A 17,768-nucleotide genomic window follows, 5' to 3' on the forward strand; every position below is an offset into this window, starting at 1 on the left:
TGTTTACCTCTTACAGAACCGGTTCGCTGTTCAGGACCAGCGCAAGCAGCGCCTGGCGTGCGTAGATGCCGTTTCCGGCCTGCTGGAAGTACCAGGCGTACGGCGTTTTATCCACATCAGTAGCGATCTCGTCGATGCGCGGCAGCGGATGCAGTACCTTCATGTTGTCACGGGCGCCAGCCAGATCGGCCGCGCGCAGCACAAACTGCGCCTTCACGTTGGCGTATTCCGAGGGATCGAGACGCTCTTTCTGGACGCGGGTCATATAGAGAATATCAACCTGCGGCACCACCTCTTCAATGCTGTCGTGGCGGCTCCAGATAATGCCTTTCTCATCCAGCACGTCGGTGATGTAGGCGGGCATCGCCAGCGCGTCCGGGGCGATAAAGAAGAAGCGGTTGCCGTCAAATTTCGCCAGCGCCTGGGTCAGGGAGTGCACGGTACGGCCATATTTCAGATCCCCAACCATCGCCACGTTAAGGTTGCTCAGACGGCCCTGGGTCTCCTGAATGGTAAACAGATCGAGCAGCGTCTGGGTCGGGTGCTGGTTGGCACCATCTCCGGCGTTCAGAATGGGGATGCCGTTGGAGAACTCAGTCGCCAGCCGCGCCGCGCCTTCCTGCGGATGACGCATAACGATGGCGTCCACGTAGGTGCCAATCACGGAAATAGTATCGGCCAGCGTTTCGCCCTTTTTACCGAGCGAGGTGTTGCTGCCGTCTGCAAATCCCACGACGGAAGCGCCCAGGCGGTGCATCGCCGTTTCAAAAGAGAGGCGGGTACGCGTGGAGGCTTCAAAGAAGCAGCTCGCCACCACGATGTGCTTCAGCAGTTCCGGCTGAGGAGTCGCCTTGAGGCTGGCGGCAGTGTGCAGCACCAGCTCCAGCTCTTCCCGGTTAAGGTCATTGATTGAAATGATATGTTTTTGAAACAGGGGATTAGCCATGATCTCTCCTCTTAACCTTCCGCCTTCAGGGCCGGCTCTGGCCTGAAAGCTGTCGGCATGCCAACGCTGCGAGCTGAAAAATGGGCAAAAAAAAGCCCCTCAACGAGGGGCGTTTTTTGATGATCGGCGGTGCCAGGGAAGAAGAAACGGCGCTGCCCGCCTGCGGACAGGCTGGTAACTCCAGCAATGTGAACGGTACTCAGTTTCATGCATCCTCCCGGCAAACGGTGGCGATTATACGCGTTCAGTTTGCGGCGGCAAGCAAAAATCCGCGGCTTTGAGCGGCCGATCAGAGCCTGGTGAGCGTCGCGACCATTACCGCTTTAATAGTATGCAGGCGGTTTTCCGCCTGGTCGAACACCACGCTGTGCGGGGATTCAAAGACTTCATTGGTGACTTCCATGCCGCCGTGCAGATCGTACTCTTCAGCCATCTGCCGGCCCAGCGTGGTCTGGTCGTCATGGAAGGCAGGCAGACAGTGCAGGAACTTCACCTTCGGGTTACCGGTTAATGCCAGCATCGCGCTGTTGACCTGATAGGGACGCAGCAGGGCAATGCGCTCTTTCCACACCTCTTTCGGCTCGCCCATTGAGACCCAGACGTCGGTGTAGATGAAGTCCGCGCCGTGCACGCCTTCCGCAATCTCTTCCGTCAGGGTGATTTTCCCGCCGGTTTTCTCTGCGGCTGCGCGGCACTCCGCCACCAGCTCCTCTTCCGGCCAGCACCCTTTCGGCGCTACCAGACGCAGATCGAGGCCGACCAGCGCTGCCGCTTCCATCATGGTGTTGCCCATGTTGTTACGCGCGTCGCCCACGTAGGCAAAGGTCATCTGGCTGAACGCTTTTTCCGGCAGATGCTCTTCCATAGTGAGCAGATCAGCCAGCAGCTGCGTAGGGTGAAACTCGTTAGTGAGGCCGTTCCATACCGGCACGCCCGCATGTTCAGCCAGCGCCTCCACCAGCGCCTGGCCGTGACCGCGATACTGAATGCCGTCATACATCCGGCCCAGCACGCGGGCGGTATCTTTCATCGACTCTTTGTGGCCAATCTGGCTGCCGCTCGGGCCGAGGTAAGTGACGTTAGCGCCCTGATCGTAAGCGGCAACTTCGAAAGAGCATCGGGTACGGGTCGAGTCTTTTTCGAAGATGAGCGCGATATTTTTGCCTTTCAGGTGCTGAATTTCTTCGCCATTTTTCTTATCCATTTTAAGCGTGGACGCCAGCGCCAGCAGATTGGTCAGCTCTGCGGGCGTGAAATCCAGCAGCCTGAGAAAATGGCGTTGATATAAGTGACTCATAAAGCACTCCAGGTGACAATTATTGAATTAAAATTCAATCTAACCGTATGAATATGCATTTTCAACCCCGCCGTGCAGAAACTTTTGTTTAAAGGTAGTGGCGGGAACGGCACTGTGGGAAAATACTATCAAGAGATGCCACATACTGAGGAACGGATCATGGCAAACGAAGCCTTGCTGGAAGAGCAGCGTGAAGAGACGCGGCTGATTATTGAAGAGCTGTTAGATGATGGCAGCGACCCGGATGCCCTCTACACCATTGAACACCACCTCTCCTGCGACAGCTTCGACGCGCTGGAAAAGGCGGCGGTGGAAGCGTTCAAAATGGGTTATGAAGTGACCGAGCCGGAAGAGCTGGAGCTGGAAGATGGTAGCAAAGTGATGTGCTGCGATATTCTCAGCGAAGGTGCGCTGAATGCCGAGCTGATCGATGCTCAGGTTGAGCAGCTGGTGGATCTGGCCGGTAAGTTCAACGTCGATTACGACGGCTGGGGCACCTATTTTGAAGATCCTGACGCGCAGGATGAAGAGGAAGATGGCGACATCATCGACGAAGAAGATAACGGCATCCGCCACTGATTGCGTCTGACCAGGCCCGGCGCTGCGCCCGGCCTGCTTATTATCAGGAGGCCCGTTCGCGCTCCGCAAGACTCAAAGGGTGAACGCCGCTTCGCCCTTATCTATTTTCCGGACGCTCTTCATGAATACCGAACCACTCCTTGCCCCCATTCACGCTTTCCTGCACTGCCGCACGCCGCAGGCATGGACAGATGAAGCCCGCAAGCCTGAGAACCTGCCGCTGCTGCTGACCGACCATCTTGTCTGCGAACTCAAGGCAGCCCAGACCGCCATGTGGCTGATCCGCCGTTACGTGGCAGACAAAGAGAGCAGCGAAGCGCTGCTGGCCTGGCTGAAGCCGTGGGAAGAATTTATTCACCTGCAGAACAACGATCTGACCTTTCTGGAGCAACAGAAAGGGTTATCGAAGGCGGTGATCAGCCGTGCCGACGTAAAGTACGGCGATATGCTGGTGGACAAGATGGTGCTGCTGATTAAAGAGGAGCTGCACCACTTTTATCAGGTGCTGGAGATCATGCAGGCGCGCGGCATTCCCTACAGAAAAATCACCGCCAGCCGCTATGCCAAAGGGCTGCTGCGTGAAGTCACCACTCACGAACCGCAAACGCTGGTGGATAAACTGATCTGTGGCGCCTACATCGAAGCGCGCTCCTGCGAACGGTTTGCCAACCTGGCGCCGCATCTGGATCGGGAGCTGGCGGACTTCTACGTTTCGCTGCTGCGTTCAGAGGCCAGACACTATCAGGATTATCTGGCTCTCGCAGAGCAGGTAGCAAAAGCGGATATCAGCGAACGCGTCAGAAAAATTGGCGAGACGGAAGCTAAGCTGATCCAGGAGCCAGACAGCCAGCTGAGATTTCACAGCGGCATACCGGCTTAACAGATGAAAACGCTGCTGTTTAATTTAAACCTGACGCTTAGCGTTTAACTTAATTGTCAAAATCAATAAAAGTTAGTAGATATAAAAGCAGCAAAAATAATTAAAGTTTCCTGTTATTAAAAGCAGTAAATTTATAAGGTCATGAGTCGGATGGCTATTATTTTTCTCTGTTTTTTATTTGCGTAACAGATCACAAAACTTATAATTAACTTTTTTTATTTAGTAAGTGTTGTGTATATTTCTGGCAGCACATCAGGATTGTTACCTCGGGCAAAACCTGATTCACGAAGTTAAGCTGAATAAGCTTCGGGAATCAGGTTTTTTTTTCGTGCAATCCGCAGTGTTAATGCGAAAGGTAAAATAAAAATCCGTTGTAAAAATAATTAAGGAGTTATTTAACAAGGAGAGAACAATGAAAAACAGGATTGTTTTTATACTGGCGATTTCGCCTTGTTTTTATTCTCTGCCGGGGCAGGCTGTCCAGAAACCTGATGCCACTGTTTCGCTTACAGACAGCAATTTTTTTACCCAGACCCAGCTGAATATGACGCTGAGGAACCAGTGGAAATACCTCAAAGAGAACGAAGCACAACCGAAAACGGTTCACAATGCCTGGGGGCAGGCTATCCAGTTTGATTATCTTTCCGGCTATCTGTGGGATGTGGTGGGCGTGGATGCCACCTGGAACAGGGCGATAAAGCTCGGCGCCAGCGATTATTTTGTGACGCGCGGCCTGCTCTACAATCACGGTGAGGGGATGGATAAAGAGAACGCCCACGGCTTCAGCAAATTCGGTCAGCGTTATCTCAAGCTGAAGTTGGGTAACGACTCGACAGGGATCAAAGCGAAGGCAGGCTGGCAGGCATTAACAAATTTCGGCGTGTTAACTACCGCTAACCGCCTGTCCCGTAACAGCTACCTGGGTTATAGCAGCACCTTTAACTGGCAGAAGCTGAGTCTGGATGCGGCTTACGTTACCAAAGCTATCCGGTTTGATTCTCCGCAAAGCCTGCATTTAGAGACCAACGATAAGAAAAATATCCGTGCGATTTATACCGCTGGGGTGACTTACCGGCAGCCGGATAACCTCTTCTCCTATTCCTGGGGCGAGGCGGATAATTATCTGCGGCGTCATCGGCTGGAAGCCGCCTGGCAAATAGCGCCGGCGTGGCATCTCTCTTCCCAGGTCTATGGCAGCGAGGGGTTGGATAAATACACTTCAATGCCCGCCAGTAAAAGAGAGTTCGATCGTCATGCCTGGCATTACGTGGGCCAGGCCCAGTGGCAGAATAACGGCTGGAAACAACGGATGGTGCTGGCCTGGACATCAGCCCCCAGGAGAAATGGTGTGGGTTACTATGCCCGGCCATTAACCAAAAATACCCGGGGGCGTTTCAATGCATTAACTTCCGCGGGAAAAGATTATATGAGAGATAAGGAGCTGGCGTTAGTTTCTCTGACGGAATATCAATTTATCCGCGATTTGGTCAGCGGAATACAGCTTAACTATGGCCAGTTTTCTTATAAAAACCAAACCGTGCGCAGTGGTGAAGTAGCGCTGGTTAATAGCTGGAATCCTTCAACTCGTGCATTAAAGAATCTCTCTGTTTTTACCCTCTTCGGTTACGGGGTTTCTTATAAAAATAACAGGGAAACACCGCTGTTTAATGACCAGGGGAAACCTGTCCGCTCGCCCAGTTTATCGGCGGAAATCGCAATTAATTATAAGTTTGGCTTATTCAACTAACAGGATGGCTATATGAACGCAAAAATAAAAGTGCTGATAATTATGCTGCTTACGATGTTCAGCGTGACAGAGTGCCTGGCTGCAGATGTTTACCTTTATCTGACGCGGCACGGCAAAACCATGTTCAACACCGTACACCGCGCGCAGGGTTGGGCAGATACGCCGTTAACCTCTGAAGGCGTGGAAGGAGCACAAAAGTTAGGCCGGGGAGTGCAGTCAGTGAAATTTATTGCGGCCTGGTCCAGTGATGCTGGCAGAGCGAGGGAAACCGCGCAGCTGGTGATGCAGGGTTGGAAAAAGCCGTTGCCACTGCAGGAGAGCAGGGGGCTGAGGGAAATCAACTTTGGCTTATTTGAGGGGGACTTGGACGAAAACATGTGGGGCGCGGCAGCGAAACAGGTGGGTTATCCGTCACAGGCGGCGCTGATGACCGCTTTCTCCGACCGTAAAATCGACCTTGATCAAATGATTGACGCGATAAAAAGCGCGGAAGCTCAGGGAACGGAGGCATTAAAAGGCATCAAATCTACCGGCGCTGCCGAAAGCTACCGGCAGGCGGCTACCCGTCTGACCAGAACTATTACTGACATTGCGCAGCAGGCGCAACGTCAGGGCGGCGGCAATGTGCTGGTGGTTAGCCACGGGTTAGCAATTATGGTGCTGCTGAAAGAGCTGGGAGAGACGTCGGTTAATCATGGCCTGAGCAATGCCGGCGTCACTAAAATTCGCTACACTGATGCAGGAAAGTTTGTTATTGAGTCGATTGATGACCTGAGCTACGTGCAGAACGGTTCATAGCTTACGCAGCATTGTCACTTCGCAGTCGACGTGTCCGGTGTTGCCCATCGGGCCGTCGATATGCTCAAAGCCAAGATGCTCATACAGGCGAATGGCGCGGGTCAGCGATGCGGTTGTTTCGAGATAGCAGCGCTGGAAACCGCGTTCGCGGGCAAAATCCATCGCCTGCATTGCCAGTTCGCGCGCCAGCCCCATGCCGCGCACCGCGGGCATAAAGTACATCTTCTGCAGCTCGCACACCCCTTCTTCACTGCCGTGCAGCGGCGCAACGCCACCGCCACCCACAATCTTCCCTTCCAGCTCAATCACCCAGTAGGCGCTGTCCGGCTCGCTGTAAAGCTCAAACAGATGGTCAAGGTTGGGATCGGCGACGGTAAAGCCTTTATCGGCGGTAAGGCCAAATTCGGCGGAAACGTCGCGGATCACGCGGGCAATATGCGGGTTATCAGCGTGTTGCATCGGGCGAATCCGAAGCGAAGTATTGGTGAAAATAGTCATAGCGGTGCCGTGTTAGTCTGCATGAACGCAGTGTAATAATATTAAGCGGGGTGATGCAATCTTCACCTGCTCAGGCCAGCAATTATTGTAGCCCGGCAATAAAAAAGGCCCGGTGAGAAGCTCTCAGCCGGGCCTGGTGCAGGGCGCTTACTGCTTACAGCGCTTTGATCACCGCCTGCTGTTCAATCAGTTTCGCTTTCGCCTGACCGAACTCGGTCATACGCTCGCGCTCTTTGGCTACCACCGCCTCTGGCGCGCGGGAGACAAAGCCTTCATTGGAGAGCTTGCTTTCGATCTTGCCGATTTCCACTTCCAGCTTGGTGACTTCCTTCGCCAGACGCTCCAGCTCAGCCTCTTTGTCGACCAGATCCGCCATCGGGATCAGCAGCTCTGCGCCGTCGATGATTTTGGTCACCGAAACCGGTGCTTTCTCATCAGCGGTCAGACAGGTGATGCTCTCCAGACGCGCCAGCGTTTTCAGGAAGCTGTGGTTATCGCTCACGCGACGAACCACATCAGCACTGGCACCGCGCAGCAGCACATCCAGCGGTTTGGAAGGGGAGAGGTTCATCTCCGCACGGATATTACGCACGGCAACGATAGCCTGCTTCAGCCACTCGGTATCGCTCAGCGCCGCTTCATCCACCTTAGCGGTGTCGAAAGCGGGCATCGGCTGCAGCATGATGGTGTCGTCGCTGATGTTCTTCAGCACTTTCACCCGTTGCCAGATGGTTTCAGTGATAAATGGAATAATCGGGTGCGCCAGGCGCAGCAGAGATTCCAGCACCTCAACCAGCGTATGGCGGGTGCCGCGCAGCTGCGCTTCCGTTCCGCCATTCATTACCGGCTTGGCCAGCTCCAGATACCAGTCGCAGAACTGGTTCCAGGTGAACTCATACAGGATGCCGGCCGCAATATCGAAGCGGAAGGTATCCAGCGCTTCGCGGTAGGCTTTCACTGTCTGATTGAATTCAGCCAGGATCCAGCGGTCCGCCAGCGACAGCTCCAGCTCACCGCCGTTGAAGCCGCAATCCTGCTCTTCGGTGTTCATCAGCACAAAGCGGCTGGCGTTCCAGAGCTTGTTACAGAAGTTACGGTAGCCTTCCAGGCGCTTCATGTCCCAGTTGATGTCGCGGCCGGTAGAGGCGAGCGCCGCCAGGGTGAAGCGCAGGGCATCGGTGCCGTGCGGCTCAATGCCGTTCGGGAACTGCTTCTCGGTGCGCTTGCGGATCTTGTCGGCCAGCTGCGGCTGCATCATGTTGCCGGTACGCTTAGCCAGCAGATCTTCCAGCGAAATGCCGTCAACCATATCCAGCGGATCGATGACGTTGCCTTTCGACTTCGACATCTTCTGCCCTTCATCGTCACGGATCAGGCCGGTCATATAGACCTTTTTGAACGGGACCTGAGGCTTGCCATCTTCATCCTTGATGAAGTGCATGGTCAGCATGATCATGCGGGCGATCCAGAAGAAGATGATGTCGAAGCCGCTGACCATCACGCTGGTAGGGTGGAAGGTGCGCAGCGCCTCGGTGTTCTCAGGCCAGCCCAGCGTGGAGAAGGTCCACAGGCCGGAAGAGAACCAGGTATCCAGCACATCTTCATCCTGGCTCAGCGCCACGTCGGCGGCCAGATTGTTCTCTTCACGCACTTCTTCTTCGGTGCGGCCTACATAGACGTTGCCTTCCGCATCATACCAGGCCGGGATGCGGTGACCCCACCAGAGCTGACGGGAGATACACCAGTCCTGAATATCGCGCATCCAGGAGAAGTACATGTTTTCATACTGCTTAGGCACGAACTGAATCTCGCCCTGCTCAACGGCTTCCACCGCCACTTTTGCCAGCGGCGCGGTACGCACGTACCACTGGTCGGTCAGCATCGGCTCGATAACCACGCCGCCACGATCGCCGTAAGGCACGGTCAGGTCGTGTGGCTTCACTTCGTCCAGCAGGCCAAGCGCATCCACAGCGGCAACAATCGCTTTACGCGCGGCGAAACGTTCCAGATTCTGGAATTCAGCCGGGATGGCGGCGTCGTAAACGTCCGACTCTTCACCGTTGCAGTCATAGACCTGCGCCAGATCGCGAATATCGCCATCAAAGGTCAGGATGTTGATCATCGGCAGCTTGTGGCGGCGGCCCACTTCGTAGTCGTTGAAGTCGTGCGCCGGGGTGATTTTCACGCAGCCGGTGCCTTTCTCCATGTCCGCGTGCTCGTCGCCCACGATCGGAATGCGGCGATCCACAAACGGCAGCACCACAAACTTGCCGATCAGATCTTTATAACGCGGATCTTCCGGGTTCACGGCCACGCCGGTATCGCCCAGCACCGTTTCCGGGCGGGTGGTGGCTACTACGAGATAATCTTTGCCGTCAGCGGTTTTTGCGCCGTCAGCCAGCGGATAGCGGATATGCCACATTGAGCCTTTCGACTCGCGGTTTTCCACTTCCAGGTCGGAAATAGCGGTGCGCAGTTTCGGATCCCAGTTAACCAGGCGTTTGCCACGGTAGATCAGATCTTCTTTGTAGAGGCGCACAAACACCTCTTTTACCGCATGAGAGAGGCCATCATCCATGGTGAAGCGCTCACGCTCCCAGTCCACGGAGTTGCCCAGGCGGCGCATCTGGCGGGTGATGGTGCCGCCAGACTCTGCTTTCCATTCCCAGATTTTGTCGATAAACGCTTCACGACCGTAGTCCTTACGCGTTTTGCCCTCTTCAGCGGCGATTTTACGCTCCACCACCATCTGCGTGGCGATCCCCGCATGGTCGGTACCTGCCTGCCACAGAGTATTTTTACCCTGCATGCGCTGGTAGCGGATCAGCGTATCCATGATCGTTTGCTGGAAGGCGTGACCCATATGCAAGCTGCCGGTCACGTTCGGCGGCGGGATCATGATGCAGTAGCTTTCCTGGCTGGTATCGCCATTAGGTTTGAAGTAGCCCTGCTGTTCCCAGTGCTCGTAAAGCGGCTGTTCGATCTCTTGCGGGTTATATGTCTTTTCCATTTCTGCTATGTCTTAGGCACGGGGGGCGGTGCCGTATTCAAGTGGAATCCAACGCTGCGATACGCTTTGTAGCGGTCGCGCGCCAGCTGTTTCAATGATTCTTCGTAAGGAACGAAGTCTACCACTTCATAGAAAGCGGTGGCAAAATCTGCAAACTGCGGCAGCAGGCTGATCAGCAGGTCACGCGGGGCGTTTCCGCGACGCTGTGGCCACGCCAGCTCAACCGGTGCGCCATACTTCGGCCCTTCGCCCGCCAGATTGTGCGGCACAAAGGCGTTCGCCGGACGCTGCCAGAGCGCTTCGTCCAGCCGGACAGCCTGCGCTTCATCCTCGCAGGCTACCAACACGCGTTTTCCCTCGCGCCAGCGCGCCTCTGCTATATCGCAGACCAGCGCCTCAAGGGCGCTGATCCCGTCAACCGGGGTATCGGTTTCCAGCAGATAGAAGGTTGCGGTTTTCATCAGTTTTAATCGTCGCCGTTAAGGCCAGCGCGGTTCAGCAGGAACTGGGAGAGCAACGCCACAGGACGGCCGGTGGCCCCTTTGGCTTTGCCGGAGCGCCAGGCCGTACCCGCGATGTCCAGATGCGCCCAGTTATATTTACGGGCAAAACGCGCCAGGAAGCAGGCAGCGGTGATCGCGCCGCCAGGACGGCCGCCAATGTTCGCCATATCGGCAAAATAGGAGTCGAGCTGCTCCTGATACTCATCCGCCATCGGCAGACGCCAGGCGCGGTCACCCGCCTGTTCAGAGGCGCCAATCAGCTCATGCGCCAGCGGGTTGTGGTTCGACAGCAGACCGCTGACGTGGTGTCCCAGCGCAATCACGCAGGCACCGGTCAGGGTCGCGACATCAATCACCACATCCGGATCGAAACGCTCCACGTAGGTCAGCGCGTCGCACAGCACCAGACGACCTTCCGCATCGGTATTCAGCACTTCCACGGTCTGACCGGACATGGTGGTCAGCACGTCGCCCGGACGGTAAGCCCGGCCGCCAGGCATGTTTTCACAGCCTGCCAGCACGCCGACTACGTTCAGCGGCAGATTCAGCTCGGCCACCATACGCATCACGCCATAGACCGACGCCGCGCCGCACATGTCGTACTTCATCTCATCCATCGCTTCGCCCGGCTTGAGGGAGATGCCGCCGGAGTCGAAGGTGACGCCTTTACCCACCAGCACGATGGGCTTGCTCTCTGCGTCAGGGCTGCCTTTATATTCAATAACCGACATCAGCGACTCGTTCTGCGAGCCCTGGCCTACGGCCAGATAGGCGTTCATGCCCAGCTCTTTCATCTGTTGCTCGCCAATGACGCGAGTGGTGATGTTTTTGCTGTAGGCATCCGCCAGCTGACGCGCCTGGGAAGCCAGGTAGGCGGCGTTACAGATGTTTGGTGGCATATTGCCGAGATCTTTCGCGGCTTTAACGCCGGCAGCCACGGCCAGGCCGTGCTGAATGGCGCGTTCGCCGCTGGTGAGTTCACGGCGGGTAGGCACGTTAAAGACCATTTTACGCAGCGGACGGCGCGGCTCGGTTTTGTTGCTTTTCAACTGATCGAAGCTGTACAGCGTCTCTTTAGAGGTCTCTACTGCCTGGCGTACTTTCCAGTAAGTGTTGCGGCCTTTAACGTGCAGCTCGGTCAGGAAGCAGACCGCTTCCATTGAACCGGTATCGTTCAGCGTGTTGATGGTTTTCTGGATCACCTGCTTGTACTGACGCTCATCAAGCTCGCGCTCTTTGCCGCAGCCAATCAGCAGAATGCGCTCAGAGAGGATATTGGGCACGTGATGCAGCAGCAAGGTCTGGCCGACTTTGCCTTCCAGTTCGCCACGGCGGAGCAGGGCGCTGATGTAGCCATCGCTGATTTTATCCAGCTGTTCAGCAATCGGTGACAGCCTGCGCGGTTCAAACACGCCGACCACGATACAGGCACTGCGCTGCTTTTCCGGGCTACCGCTTTTTACACTGAACTCCATGCACTCTCCTGAATCTTAAAGACAACGGCGCTTGCTGCGGCTAGAATGTAGCGCTTTCGTCAAGCTCGGTGCCAGGCATTACGCCACTGGGGTATCGGGCGTCTGAATGAGTTTTGGTGATAATACGTTTTTTTTTGCATCACCAGAACGCGATTGTTGTCATACTATTTTAGCTATGACGGAGGCCATTGATGAGAAAAAATGGCGTATAAGCGATGAAACTAGCGATTTTCCTGCAAAAAGACAAGTTTTCACAGGCGTACTCAGCGTGATCATCATTAGATATCTGGTTAGGGAAACGCTCAAAAGCCAGCTGGCTATCCTCTTCATCCTGCTACTGATCTTCTTTTGTCAGAAGTTAGTCAGGATTTTGGGTGCCGCGGTGGATGGCGAAATTCCAACAAATTTAGTCCTGACATTATTGGGCCTTGGCGTGCCAGAGATGGCGCAGCTTATCCTGCCACTGAGCCTGTTTTTAGCCATTTTGATGACGCTTGGGCGGTTATACACCGAAAGCGAGATCACGGTGATGCACGCCTGCGGCCTGAGCAAAGCGGTGCTGGTCAAGGCGGCGATGGTGCTGATGCTCTTCACCGCGATAGTGGCTGCCATTAACGTCGCCTGGCTTGGCCCCTGGTCTTCCCGCTATCAAAGTGAAGTGACGCAGAACGCCAAAGCTAACCCGGGCGCCGCCGCGCTGGCTGCCGGACAGTTCCAGCAGTCGGGCGACGGCCAGTCGGTGATGTTTATTGAGAACGTTAAGGGCAACACCTTTGGCAATGTCTTCCTGGCGCAGCTGCGGCCGAAAGGCAACGCCCGTCCTTCTGTGGTGCTGGCTGATAAAGGCCATATGACCCAGCGGCCAGACGGCTCGCAGGTGGTGACGCTGGAGAAAGGGACCCGCTTTGAAGGCACGGCGATGCTGCGCGACTTCCGCATCACGGATTTCGTCAACTATCAGGCGATTGTCGGGCACCAGGATGTAGTGCTGGACCCGAACGATGCTGAGCAGATGGATTTCACAACGCTGGCGCAGTCTGACAAGCCGGAGTTCAGAAGCGAGTTCCACTGGCGCATCACGCTGGTGTTCTCGGTGCTGGTGATGGCGTTAATGGTGGTGCCGCTCAGCGTGGTCAACCCGCGTCAGGGCCGCGTCCTGTCGATGCTGCCCGCTATGCTGCTCTATCTGATCTTCTTCCTGCTGCAGAGTTCGCTGCGCTCCAGCGGCCAGAAAGGCCGCCTCGATCCCGCTATCTGGATGTGGGTGGTGAATATCTCTTACCTGGCGCTGGCCGTGCTGCTTAACCTGTGGGATACCGTGCCCATGCGGCGTTTCCGTGCCCGCTTCAGCAAGGGAGGCTCCGTCTGATGTTTGGCGTACTCGACAGATATATCGGTAAAACGATCTTCAACACCATCATGGCGACGCTGTTTATGCTGGTGTCGCTCTCCGGCATCATCAAGTTTGTAGATCAGCTGCGCAAAACCGGGCAGGGTGAATACACCGCGCTGGGCGCCGGGTTGTATACCGTGCTCAGCGTGCCGAAAGATATTGAAATCTTCTTCCCGATGGCCGCGCTGCTTGGCGCGCTGTTAGGGCTGGGGACGCTGGCACAGCGCAGCGAGCTGGTGGTGATGCAGGCTTCCGGCTTCACCAGGATGCAGATTGCCGCCTCGGTGATGAAAACGGCTATCCCGCTGGTGCTGCTGACCATGGCAATTGGTGAGTTTGTGGCGCCGCAGGGCGAGCAGATGGCGCGTAACTACCGTGCGCAGCAGCTGGTGGGCGGTTCGCTGCTCTCCACGCAGAACGGCCTGTGGGCGAAGGATGGCGACAACTTTATCTTTATTGAACGCATTAAGGATAACAGTGAGCTGACCGGCATCAGCATCTACAGCTTCAACAAAGAGCGTCGCCTGCAAAACGTGCGCTACGCCGCTTCCGCCAAGTACAACGCGGATAAAAAGTCCTGGGATCTGGTGCAGGTGGATCAGTCTGACCTCACCAACCCTAAGCAGGTCAGCGGCAGCCAGACCCTGAGCGGTGAATGGAAAACCACGCTGACCCCGGACAAGCTGGGCGTAGTGGCGCTGGATCCCGATGCGCTCTCTATCAGCGGCCTCTATAACTACGTGAAGTATCTGAAGCAGAGCGGTCAGGTTGCCGGGCGTTACCAGCTGAATATGTGGAGCAAAATCTTCCAGCCGCTGTCGGTAGCGGTGATGATGCTGATGGCGCTGTCGTTTATCTTTGGCCCGCTGCGCAGCGTGTCGATGGGAATGCGGGTGGTCACCGGTATCAGCTTCGGCTTCCTGTTCTACGTGCTGGATCAGATCTTCGGGCCGCTGAGCCTGGTCTATAACATCCCGCCTATCCTGGGCGCGTTGTTACCCAGCGCAGCGTTCTTCGCCATCAGCGTCTATATGCTGCTGAAACGACGTTAGTCAGGTTTGGCGGCACAGCGTACCGGTCATAGCACCGGGCTGGTTGTCACCTTCAACAGATGAGTGATACCGCAGCAGAACTCAGGCCCGCCAGCGAAAGTTGGCGGGCCTTTTTTATTGCCCGCAAAGAGTACTGTCACTCTTCCCGCTTACTGCAGAATGTCACTTTCAGTGACCGCAACGTAGGCGTAAAGACTTCAGGCTCGCACCGCTTTACTCTCCCTTATGTCACTTTTCCGGCGCAGCGTTGACAGAACCTCTGGTACTGGCCGGTTCAGACAAAAACGTCATATAGCTTTTTGATTTGCCGCTTCGCTTATTGCAATCAGTTGTGTTAATTGCAATTTCTTTTCCGATTTTACAACTTCAGGAAATTAATACAGAGGCATCTTTATCTCATAGGCGAAATAACGTTAACAATAAGGTCCAGCCGTTATTCTGCTTTGTCAGTGAAAAAAATTTTCCATTACATTTTATTTTCCTTCCCCCCGATAAAGCGCTGCGGCTGCGCTAAGATTTAATCACATTGAGTAATTAATACCTGGCCTTGTTAAAGGAGTCGCTATGGGCGGCAAATCCGATCCCCCGCAGCCCGCTTCCGGTGAAGAACAACGGCTGCCGCTGATAGAAGAACATGCCACTCTCGACAAGGCCCGCGTGCTGGACAGCCGCATCAGCATCGAGCGAACCACCATCTCTGCTGAAGAGCTGCTCGAAACGGAATTAGCGCGTGATGAGGTGGAGATTAAACATATTGCTAAAAACCAACTGGTAGAGGATGACTACTCTGCTGAGGTCCGGTATGAAGGCGACCTCTTAATTATTCCGGTCATAGAAGAGCGTGTTGAAATTATTCGCCGGAAAGTGCTGAAAGAAGAAATACATATCCGCAAAGTTAAAACAGTAGAGCCTTATCAACAAAACGTTTTGATAAGAAGCCAGGAGGTGAAGATTCGTAAGGAGAAAGGAAAACCCTAAACCCATTTACGAGGAAACTGTTATGGCCCATGAAAAAATCGTTACCGCATTTAACCAGGAACAGCAGGCGCAGGTTGCCCGTGAAAAGCTGATTGCCGAAGGCATTGCCGAGAAAAATATCGATATCATCTCCGGTGAGCGCCTGCGGGTAGCGGATAAAGAGATCCGCCATCCCAGCTTCTGGCAGCGCATTTTTGGTGACGATGTGGATGAAAATTACGCCAGCGAATATAACCGTGCGCTGCAAACTGGCGGAGTGTTGCTGACCGTTCGCGTCTCGCAGGAGGAAGCAGGTAACGTCGAGATGCTGCTGGATCAATACTCCAGTGATTACTCAAGCCTTACGCCGAACGCCGGGCAGGGAACGGATCGTGAGTTCCTGGGAGAGACGGATGACCGCCTTGCCAGAGGACCGGGTGGCAGCTACGAGACTGACAAGAATGACTCTCTCGCCGCTACGCTGGGCGGCACTCCGGTGACGGGTAAGAACGATTCTCTTACCGGCACGGCGGGCAGTGGTTATGCCGCGGACAAGGATGACCCTCTTACCGGCACAGCGGGCAGTGGTTACGCGGCGGATAAGGATGACCCTCTTACCACCACTTCGGGCGGGAGTTACGGCACGGCTACTGATGGCCATCTCTCCACCGGTGCAGACAGCCTTTTGGGTACAGAGAAAGAGGACCGTTTCGGCACTGACGAACCGCTGTACGATGAAGGCGCAGATCGTCCGCTGCTCGACGAGGGTGTGGCGCCGGTCGGCAGTGGAGGACTCCAGCGCGATGATGAGCACGAAGGGCTGACGCTGGCCGAGGAAGAGGTGGAGATTGGTAAACGTCAGGTCAGCGACGGCTTTGTTCGCCTGCGTCGTTACACGGTGGAAGAGTCAGTCTCTGAAGACATTTCACTCTATGATCAGCATGCCGAAGTGTTCCGCCATGCGGTAGATGAGCCGACCTATCTCAACGACGTGGACTGGTCCGACAAAACCATTTCGGTGGAAGAGTCTCACGAAGTGCCGGTAGTCAGTAAAACGGCCCACATCAGAGAAGAGGTGGGCGTACGAAGCGAAGGCACCGAGCGCGTGGAAACCGTGAAGGATAGTGTACGTCGCCAGGAAGTGGAGGTGGAAAAAGAGAGCAGCACCGACCACGACCTGACGCGCCTTGATGACGACCGTAAATAATCTTCTGCCTTTATGACGCTCCCGCGCGGATCCAACCGATCAGCGCGGGAAGCTGCGTCAGCCCCCATAAGATCAGACCAATCACGCCCCCCACCACCGTGCCGTTAATGCGGATGCGCTGCAGATCTTTGCCGATGTTCAGCTCAACCTGATGTGACATATCGCTGGCATCCCAGCTTTTCACCGTATCGCTGATATGGCTGCTGAGGAAGGCGGAGAACTCCGGCGCGGCGCTGGTGGCCGCTTCTTCCATATGCTGATTCAGCGAGGCGCGCAGGCTGGCATCCTGCATCAGCGTCTCGCCCAGCCACTGCCCGGCCGCGCTGACCTTGGCATGCAGCGTGGAGTCCGGCTTATCGAGATCCTCCTTCAGCCAGTTGCGCAGATCGCCCCACAGCTGGCTGATATAGGTGTTCAGCGCCTCATCCTGCTTGAGATAAGCTTTGATCTCCTCCGCTTTCTCCGCCATCTCCGGATCGTTGCGCAGCCGCTCGATCAGCCGCTGTACCGCGCGGTTAAAGCCCTGACGGATCTCGTGTGCGCCATCCTGCTCAATATCGTTAAGGATCGACTTCACCGCGTTAGCGGCCAGCTCCGCGCTTTTTTCTCCCACCCATTCCGTCGGCAGCATCTTCTCTTTCAGCGGATGCTCCCGCTTCAGCCAGCGCATCACCTGCTGGGCGATAAAGTCGTGCGTGGCGGGCTTGTTCACCAGATGCAGCACCTGCGCAATGGCGTCATCCAGCAGCGCCTGATGTCGGTTATTTTTGGTCAGGCTCTCCAGCACCATAGCGGCGGACTGCGTCAGATCGACCTTATCGATCGCCTTATGGATGGCGCGGCGCATAAATGCCTGAATGCGCGTGTCGTCCGCCAGATCCAGAAAGCCGCGAACAATCTTCAGCAGGTAACCGCCAAGCCGCGCAGCGTTGTCCGGCTGGCTCAGCCAGGTGGCGATGATCTGCGCCGGATCGTGACGGCGGATCAGCGTCAGCAGGGATTCAGTGTTGAGGAATTTATCCTGCACGAACATCGCAAGGTTATCGGCGATGCGATCTTTATTGCGCGGGATAATGGCGGTATGGCGGCCCACCAGCGGGATCGGCACGCGGCGGAACAGCGCGCTGACGGCAAACCAATCCGCCAGCGCGCCGACCATTGCGGCTTCCGACACCGCTTTCAGCGCGCCAACCCAGTGATTGTTGGGATACCACAGCGGGTAAAGCACGGTGGCGATAAAGAGAAGGGCAGCCATGCACAGCAGCAGCAGCGGCAGACGTTTTGCTCTGATCAGTTCTGATTCTTTATCCATAGGTGCACTACTCTCCCGGTTACTGCTTTCCCTAATCCAGCCCATTGCCGGGCTCTCCCTGGTGGCGCGTTTAACGCAGTCTCTGACTGTAGCAGGGCTGGCGGCAGATTGTTA

At 55.6% G+C, this 17,768-nt stretch carries 16 protein-coding genes; 8 read left to right on the forward strand and 8 right to left on the reverse strand.

Going from position 1 to position 17,768, the window contains the following annotated elements; all coding sequences use genetic code 11:
* Nucleotides 1-10: 10 nt before the first annotated feature.
* The 3 genes from pyrB to argF all read right to left on the reverse strand — a co-directional run bounded on the left by pyrB (nucleotide 11) and on the right by argF (nucleotide 2,243).
* Nucleotides 11-946, reverse strand: a complete 936-nt coding sequence (pyrB, locus tag Q3V30_RS02805) for an aspartate carbamoyltransferase (protein ID WP_306210264.1) — start codon at nucleotides 944-946, stop codon at nucleotides 11-13.
* A gap of 11 nt (nucleotides 947-957) precedes the next feature.
* Complete coding sequence (locus Q3V30_RS02810; RefSeq protein WP_306210266.1) at nucleotides 958-1,155, reverse strand: hypothetical protein; 198 nt, start codon at nucleotides 1,153-1,155, stop codon at nucleotides 958-960.
* Between the two features lie 80 nt (nucleotides 1,156-1,235).
* Nucleotides 1,236-2,243: an ornithine carbamoyltransferase gene (argF, locus tag Q3V30_RS02815; RefSeq protein ID WP_306210268.1), complete on the reverse strand. Its 1,008-nt coding sequence runs from the start codon at nucleotides 2,241-2,243 to the stop codon at nucleotides 1,236-1,238.
* A 159-nt stretch (nucleotides 2,244-2,402) separates the two neighbouring features.
* On the opposite strand from argF, the gene rraB reads away from it, so the two are divergent.
* The 4 genes from rraB (at nucleotide 2,403) to Q3V30_RS02835 (ending at nucleotide 6,247) form a co-directional block, all read left to right on the forward strand.
* Entirely contained in the window at nucleotides 2,403-2,822 is a 420-nt protein-coding gene (rraB, locus tag Q3V30_RS02820) for a ribonuclease E inhibitor RraB (RefSeq protein ID WP_306210269.1), read from the forward strand.
* 121 nt (nucleotides 2,823-2,943) lie between these two features.
* On the forward strand, nucleotides 2,944-3,702 hold the full coding sequence (miaE, locus tag Q3V30_RS02825) for a tRNA isopentenyl-2-thiomethyl-A-37 hydroxylase MiaE (protein ID WP_306210271.1): 759 nt from the start codon (nucleotides 2,944-2,946) through the stop codon (nucleotides 3,700-3,702).
* A 412-nt stretch (nucleotides 3,703-4,114) separates the two neighbouring features.
* A complete protein-coding gene (locus Q3V30_RS02830) occupies nucleotides 4,115-5,449 on the forward strand; it encodes an OprD family porin (protein ID WP_306210273.1) in 1,335 nt (444 codons plus the stop codon).
* A gap of 12 nt (nucleotides 5,450-5,461) precedes the next feature.
* Nucleotides 5,462-6,247: a histidine phosphatase family protein gene (locus Q3V30_RS02835; RefSeq protein ID WP_306210275.1), complete on the forward strand. Its 786-nt coding sequence runs from the start codon at nucleotides 5,462-5,464 to the stop codon at nucleotides 6,245-6,247.
* Here Q3V30_RS02835 and Q3V30_RS02840 read toward each other — a convergent pair.
* The 4 genes from Q3V30_RS02840 to pepA form a co-directional block, all read right to left on the reverse strand.
* Nucleotides 6,242-6,745 (reverse strand): GNAT family N-acetyltransferase, encoded by a 504-nt coding sequence (locus tag Q3V30_RS02840; RefSeq protein WP_306210276.1) that lies wholly within the window; start codon nucleotides 6,743-6,745, stop codon nucleotides 6,242-6,244. The genes Q3V30_RS02835 and Q3V30_RS02840 overlap by 6 nt on opposite strands.
* 154 nt (nucleotides 6,746-6,899) lie before the next feature.
* Nucleotides 6,900-9,755 (reverse strand): valine--tRNA ligase, encoded by a 2,856-nt coding sequence (locus Q3V30_RS02845; protein ID WP_306210278.1) that lies wholly within the window; start codon nucleotides 9,753-9,755, stop codon nucleotides 6,900-6,902.
* A gap of 5 nt (nucleotides 9,756-9,760) precedes the next feature.
* On the reverse strand, nucleotides 9,761-10,216 hold the full coding sequence (locus Q3V30_RS02850) for a DNA polymerase III subunit chi (protein ID WP_306210280.1): 456 nt from the start codon (nucleotides 10,214-10,216) through the stop codon (nucleotides 9,761-9,763).
* 5 nt (nucleotides 10,217-10,221) lie between these two features.
* Nucleotides 10,222-11,733 (reverse strand): leucyl aminopeptidase, encoded by a 1,512-nt coding sequence (gene pepA, locus Q3V30_RS02855; protein WP_306210282.1) that lies wholly within the window; start codon nucleotides 11,731-11,733, stop codon nucleotides 10,222-10,224.
* Between the two features lie 268 nt (nucleotides 11,734-12,001).
* Between pepA and lptF the strand changes: the two genes are divergently transcribed.
* The 4 genes from lptF to Q3V30_RS02875 all read left to right on the forward strand — a co-directional run bounded on the left by lptF (nucleotide 12,002) and on the right by Q3V30_RS02875 (nucleotide 16,342).
* Nucleotides 12,002-13,102, forward strand: a complete 1,101-nt coding sequence (gene lptF / locus Q3V30_RS02860; RefSeq protein ID WP_306210284.1) for an LPS export ABC transporter permease LptF — start codon at nucleotides 12,002-12,004, stop codon at nucleotides 13,100-13,102.
* Complete coding sequence (lptG, locus tag Q3V30_RS02865; protein ID WP_306210286.1) at nucleotides 13,102-14,178, forward strand: LPS export ABC transporter permease LptG; 1,077 nt, start codon at nucleotides 13,102-13,104, stop codon at nucleotides 14,176-14,178. The genes lptF and lptG overlap by 1 nt, the downstream gene beginning before the upstream one ends.
* 564 nt (nucleotides 14,179-14,742) lie before the next feature.
* Complete coding sequence (locus tag Q3V30_RS02870) at nucleotides 14,743-15,156, forward strand: DUF2382 domain-containing protein (protein ID WP_306210288.1); 414 nt, start codon at nucleotides 14,743-14,745, stop codon at nucleotides 15,154-15,156.
* Between the two features lie 22 nt (nucleotides 15,157-15,178).
* Nucleotides 15,179-16,342, forward strand: a complete 1,164-nt coding sequence (locus tag Q3V30_RS02875; protein ID WP_306210290.1) for a DUF2382 domain-containing protein — start codon at nucleotides 15,179-15,181, stop codon at nucleotides 16,340-16,342.
* Nucleotides 16,343-16,352: 10 nt separating this feature from the next.
* On the opposite strand, the gene Q3V30_RS02880 is transcribed toward Q3V30_RS02875, so the two are convergent.
* Nucleotides 16,353-17,654 carry a DUF445 domain-containing protein gene (locus Q3V30_RS02880; protein ID WP_306210292.1) on the reverse strand — a complete coding sequence of 434 codons (1,302 nt, stop codon included), beginning with the start codon at nucleotides 17,652-17,654 and terminating at the stop codon, nucleotides 16,353-16,355.
* Nucleotides 17,655-17,768: the final 114 nt, after the last annotated feature.

The sequence above is a fragment of the Erwinia pyri genome (genome assembly GCF_030758455.1).
GTDB lineage: Bacteria > Pseudomonadota > Gammaproteobacteria > Enterobacterales > Enterobacteriaceae > Erwinia > Erwinia pyri.

Bases quoted from the DNA above. Each gene is read 5' to 3' on its own strand.
- pyrB (WP_306210264.1), bottom strand. From the start codon at position 946: ATGGCTAATCCCCTGTTTCAAAAACATATCATTTCAATCAATGACCTT.
- Q3V30_RS02810 (WP_306210266.1), bottom strand. From the start codon at position 1,155: ATGAAACTGAGTACCGTTCACATTGCTGGAGTTACCAGCCTGTCCGCA.
- argF (WP_306210268.1), bottom strand. From the start codon at position 2,243: ATGAGTCACTTATATCAACGCCATTTTCTCAGGCTGCTGGATTTCACG.
- rraB (WP_306210269.1), top strand. From the start codon at position 2,403: ATGGCAAACGAAGCCTTGCTGGAAGAGCAGCGTGAAGAGACGCGGCTG.
- miaE (WP_306210271.1), top strand. From the start codon at position 2,944: ATGAATACCGAACCACTCCTTGCCCCCATTCACGCTTTCCTGCACTGC.
- Q3V30_RS02830 (WP_306210273.1), top strand. From the start codon at position 4,115: ATGAAAAACAGGATTGTTTTTATACTGGCGATTTCGCCTTGTTTTTAT.
- Q3V30_RS02835 (WP_306210275.1), top strand. From the start codon at position 5,462: ATGAACGCAAAAATAAAAGTGCTGATAATTATGCTGCTTACGATGTTC.
- Q3V30_RS02840 (WP_306210276.1), bottom strand. From the start codon at position 6,745: ATGACTATTTTCACCAATACTTCGCTTCGGATTCGCCCGATGCAACAC.
- Q3V30_RS02845 (WP_306210278.1), bottom strand. From the start codon at position 9,755: ATGGAAAAGACATATAACCCGCAAGAGATCGAACAGCCGCTTTACGAG.
- Q3V30_RS02850 (WP_306210280.1), bottom strand. From the start codon at position 10,216: ATGAAAACCGCAACCTTCTATCTGCTGGAAACCGATACCCCGGTTGAC.
- pepA (WP_306210282.1), bottom strand. From the start codon at position 11,733: ATGGAGTTCAGTGTAAAAAGCGGTAGCCCGGAAAAGCAGCGCAGTGCC.
- lptG (WP_306210286.1), top strand. From the start codon at position 13,102: ATGTTTGGCGTACTCGACAGATATATCGGTAAAACGATCTTCAACACC.
- Q3V30_RS02870 (WP_306210288.1), top strand. From the start codon at position 14,743: ATGGGCGGCAAATCCGATCCCCCGCAGCCCGCTTCCGGTGAAGAACAA.
- Q3V30_RS02875 (WP_306210290.1), top strand. From the start codon at position 15,179: ATGGCCCATGAAAAAATCGTTACCGCATTTAACCAGGAACAGCAGGCG.
- Q3V30_RS02880 (WP_306210292.1), bottom strand. From the start codon at position 17,654: ATGGATAAAGAATCAGAACTGATCAGAGCAAAACGTCTGCCGCTGCTG.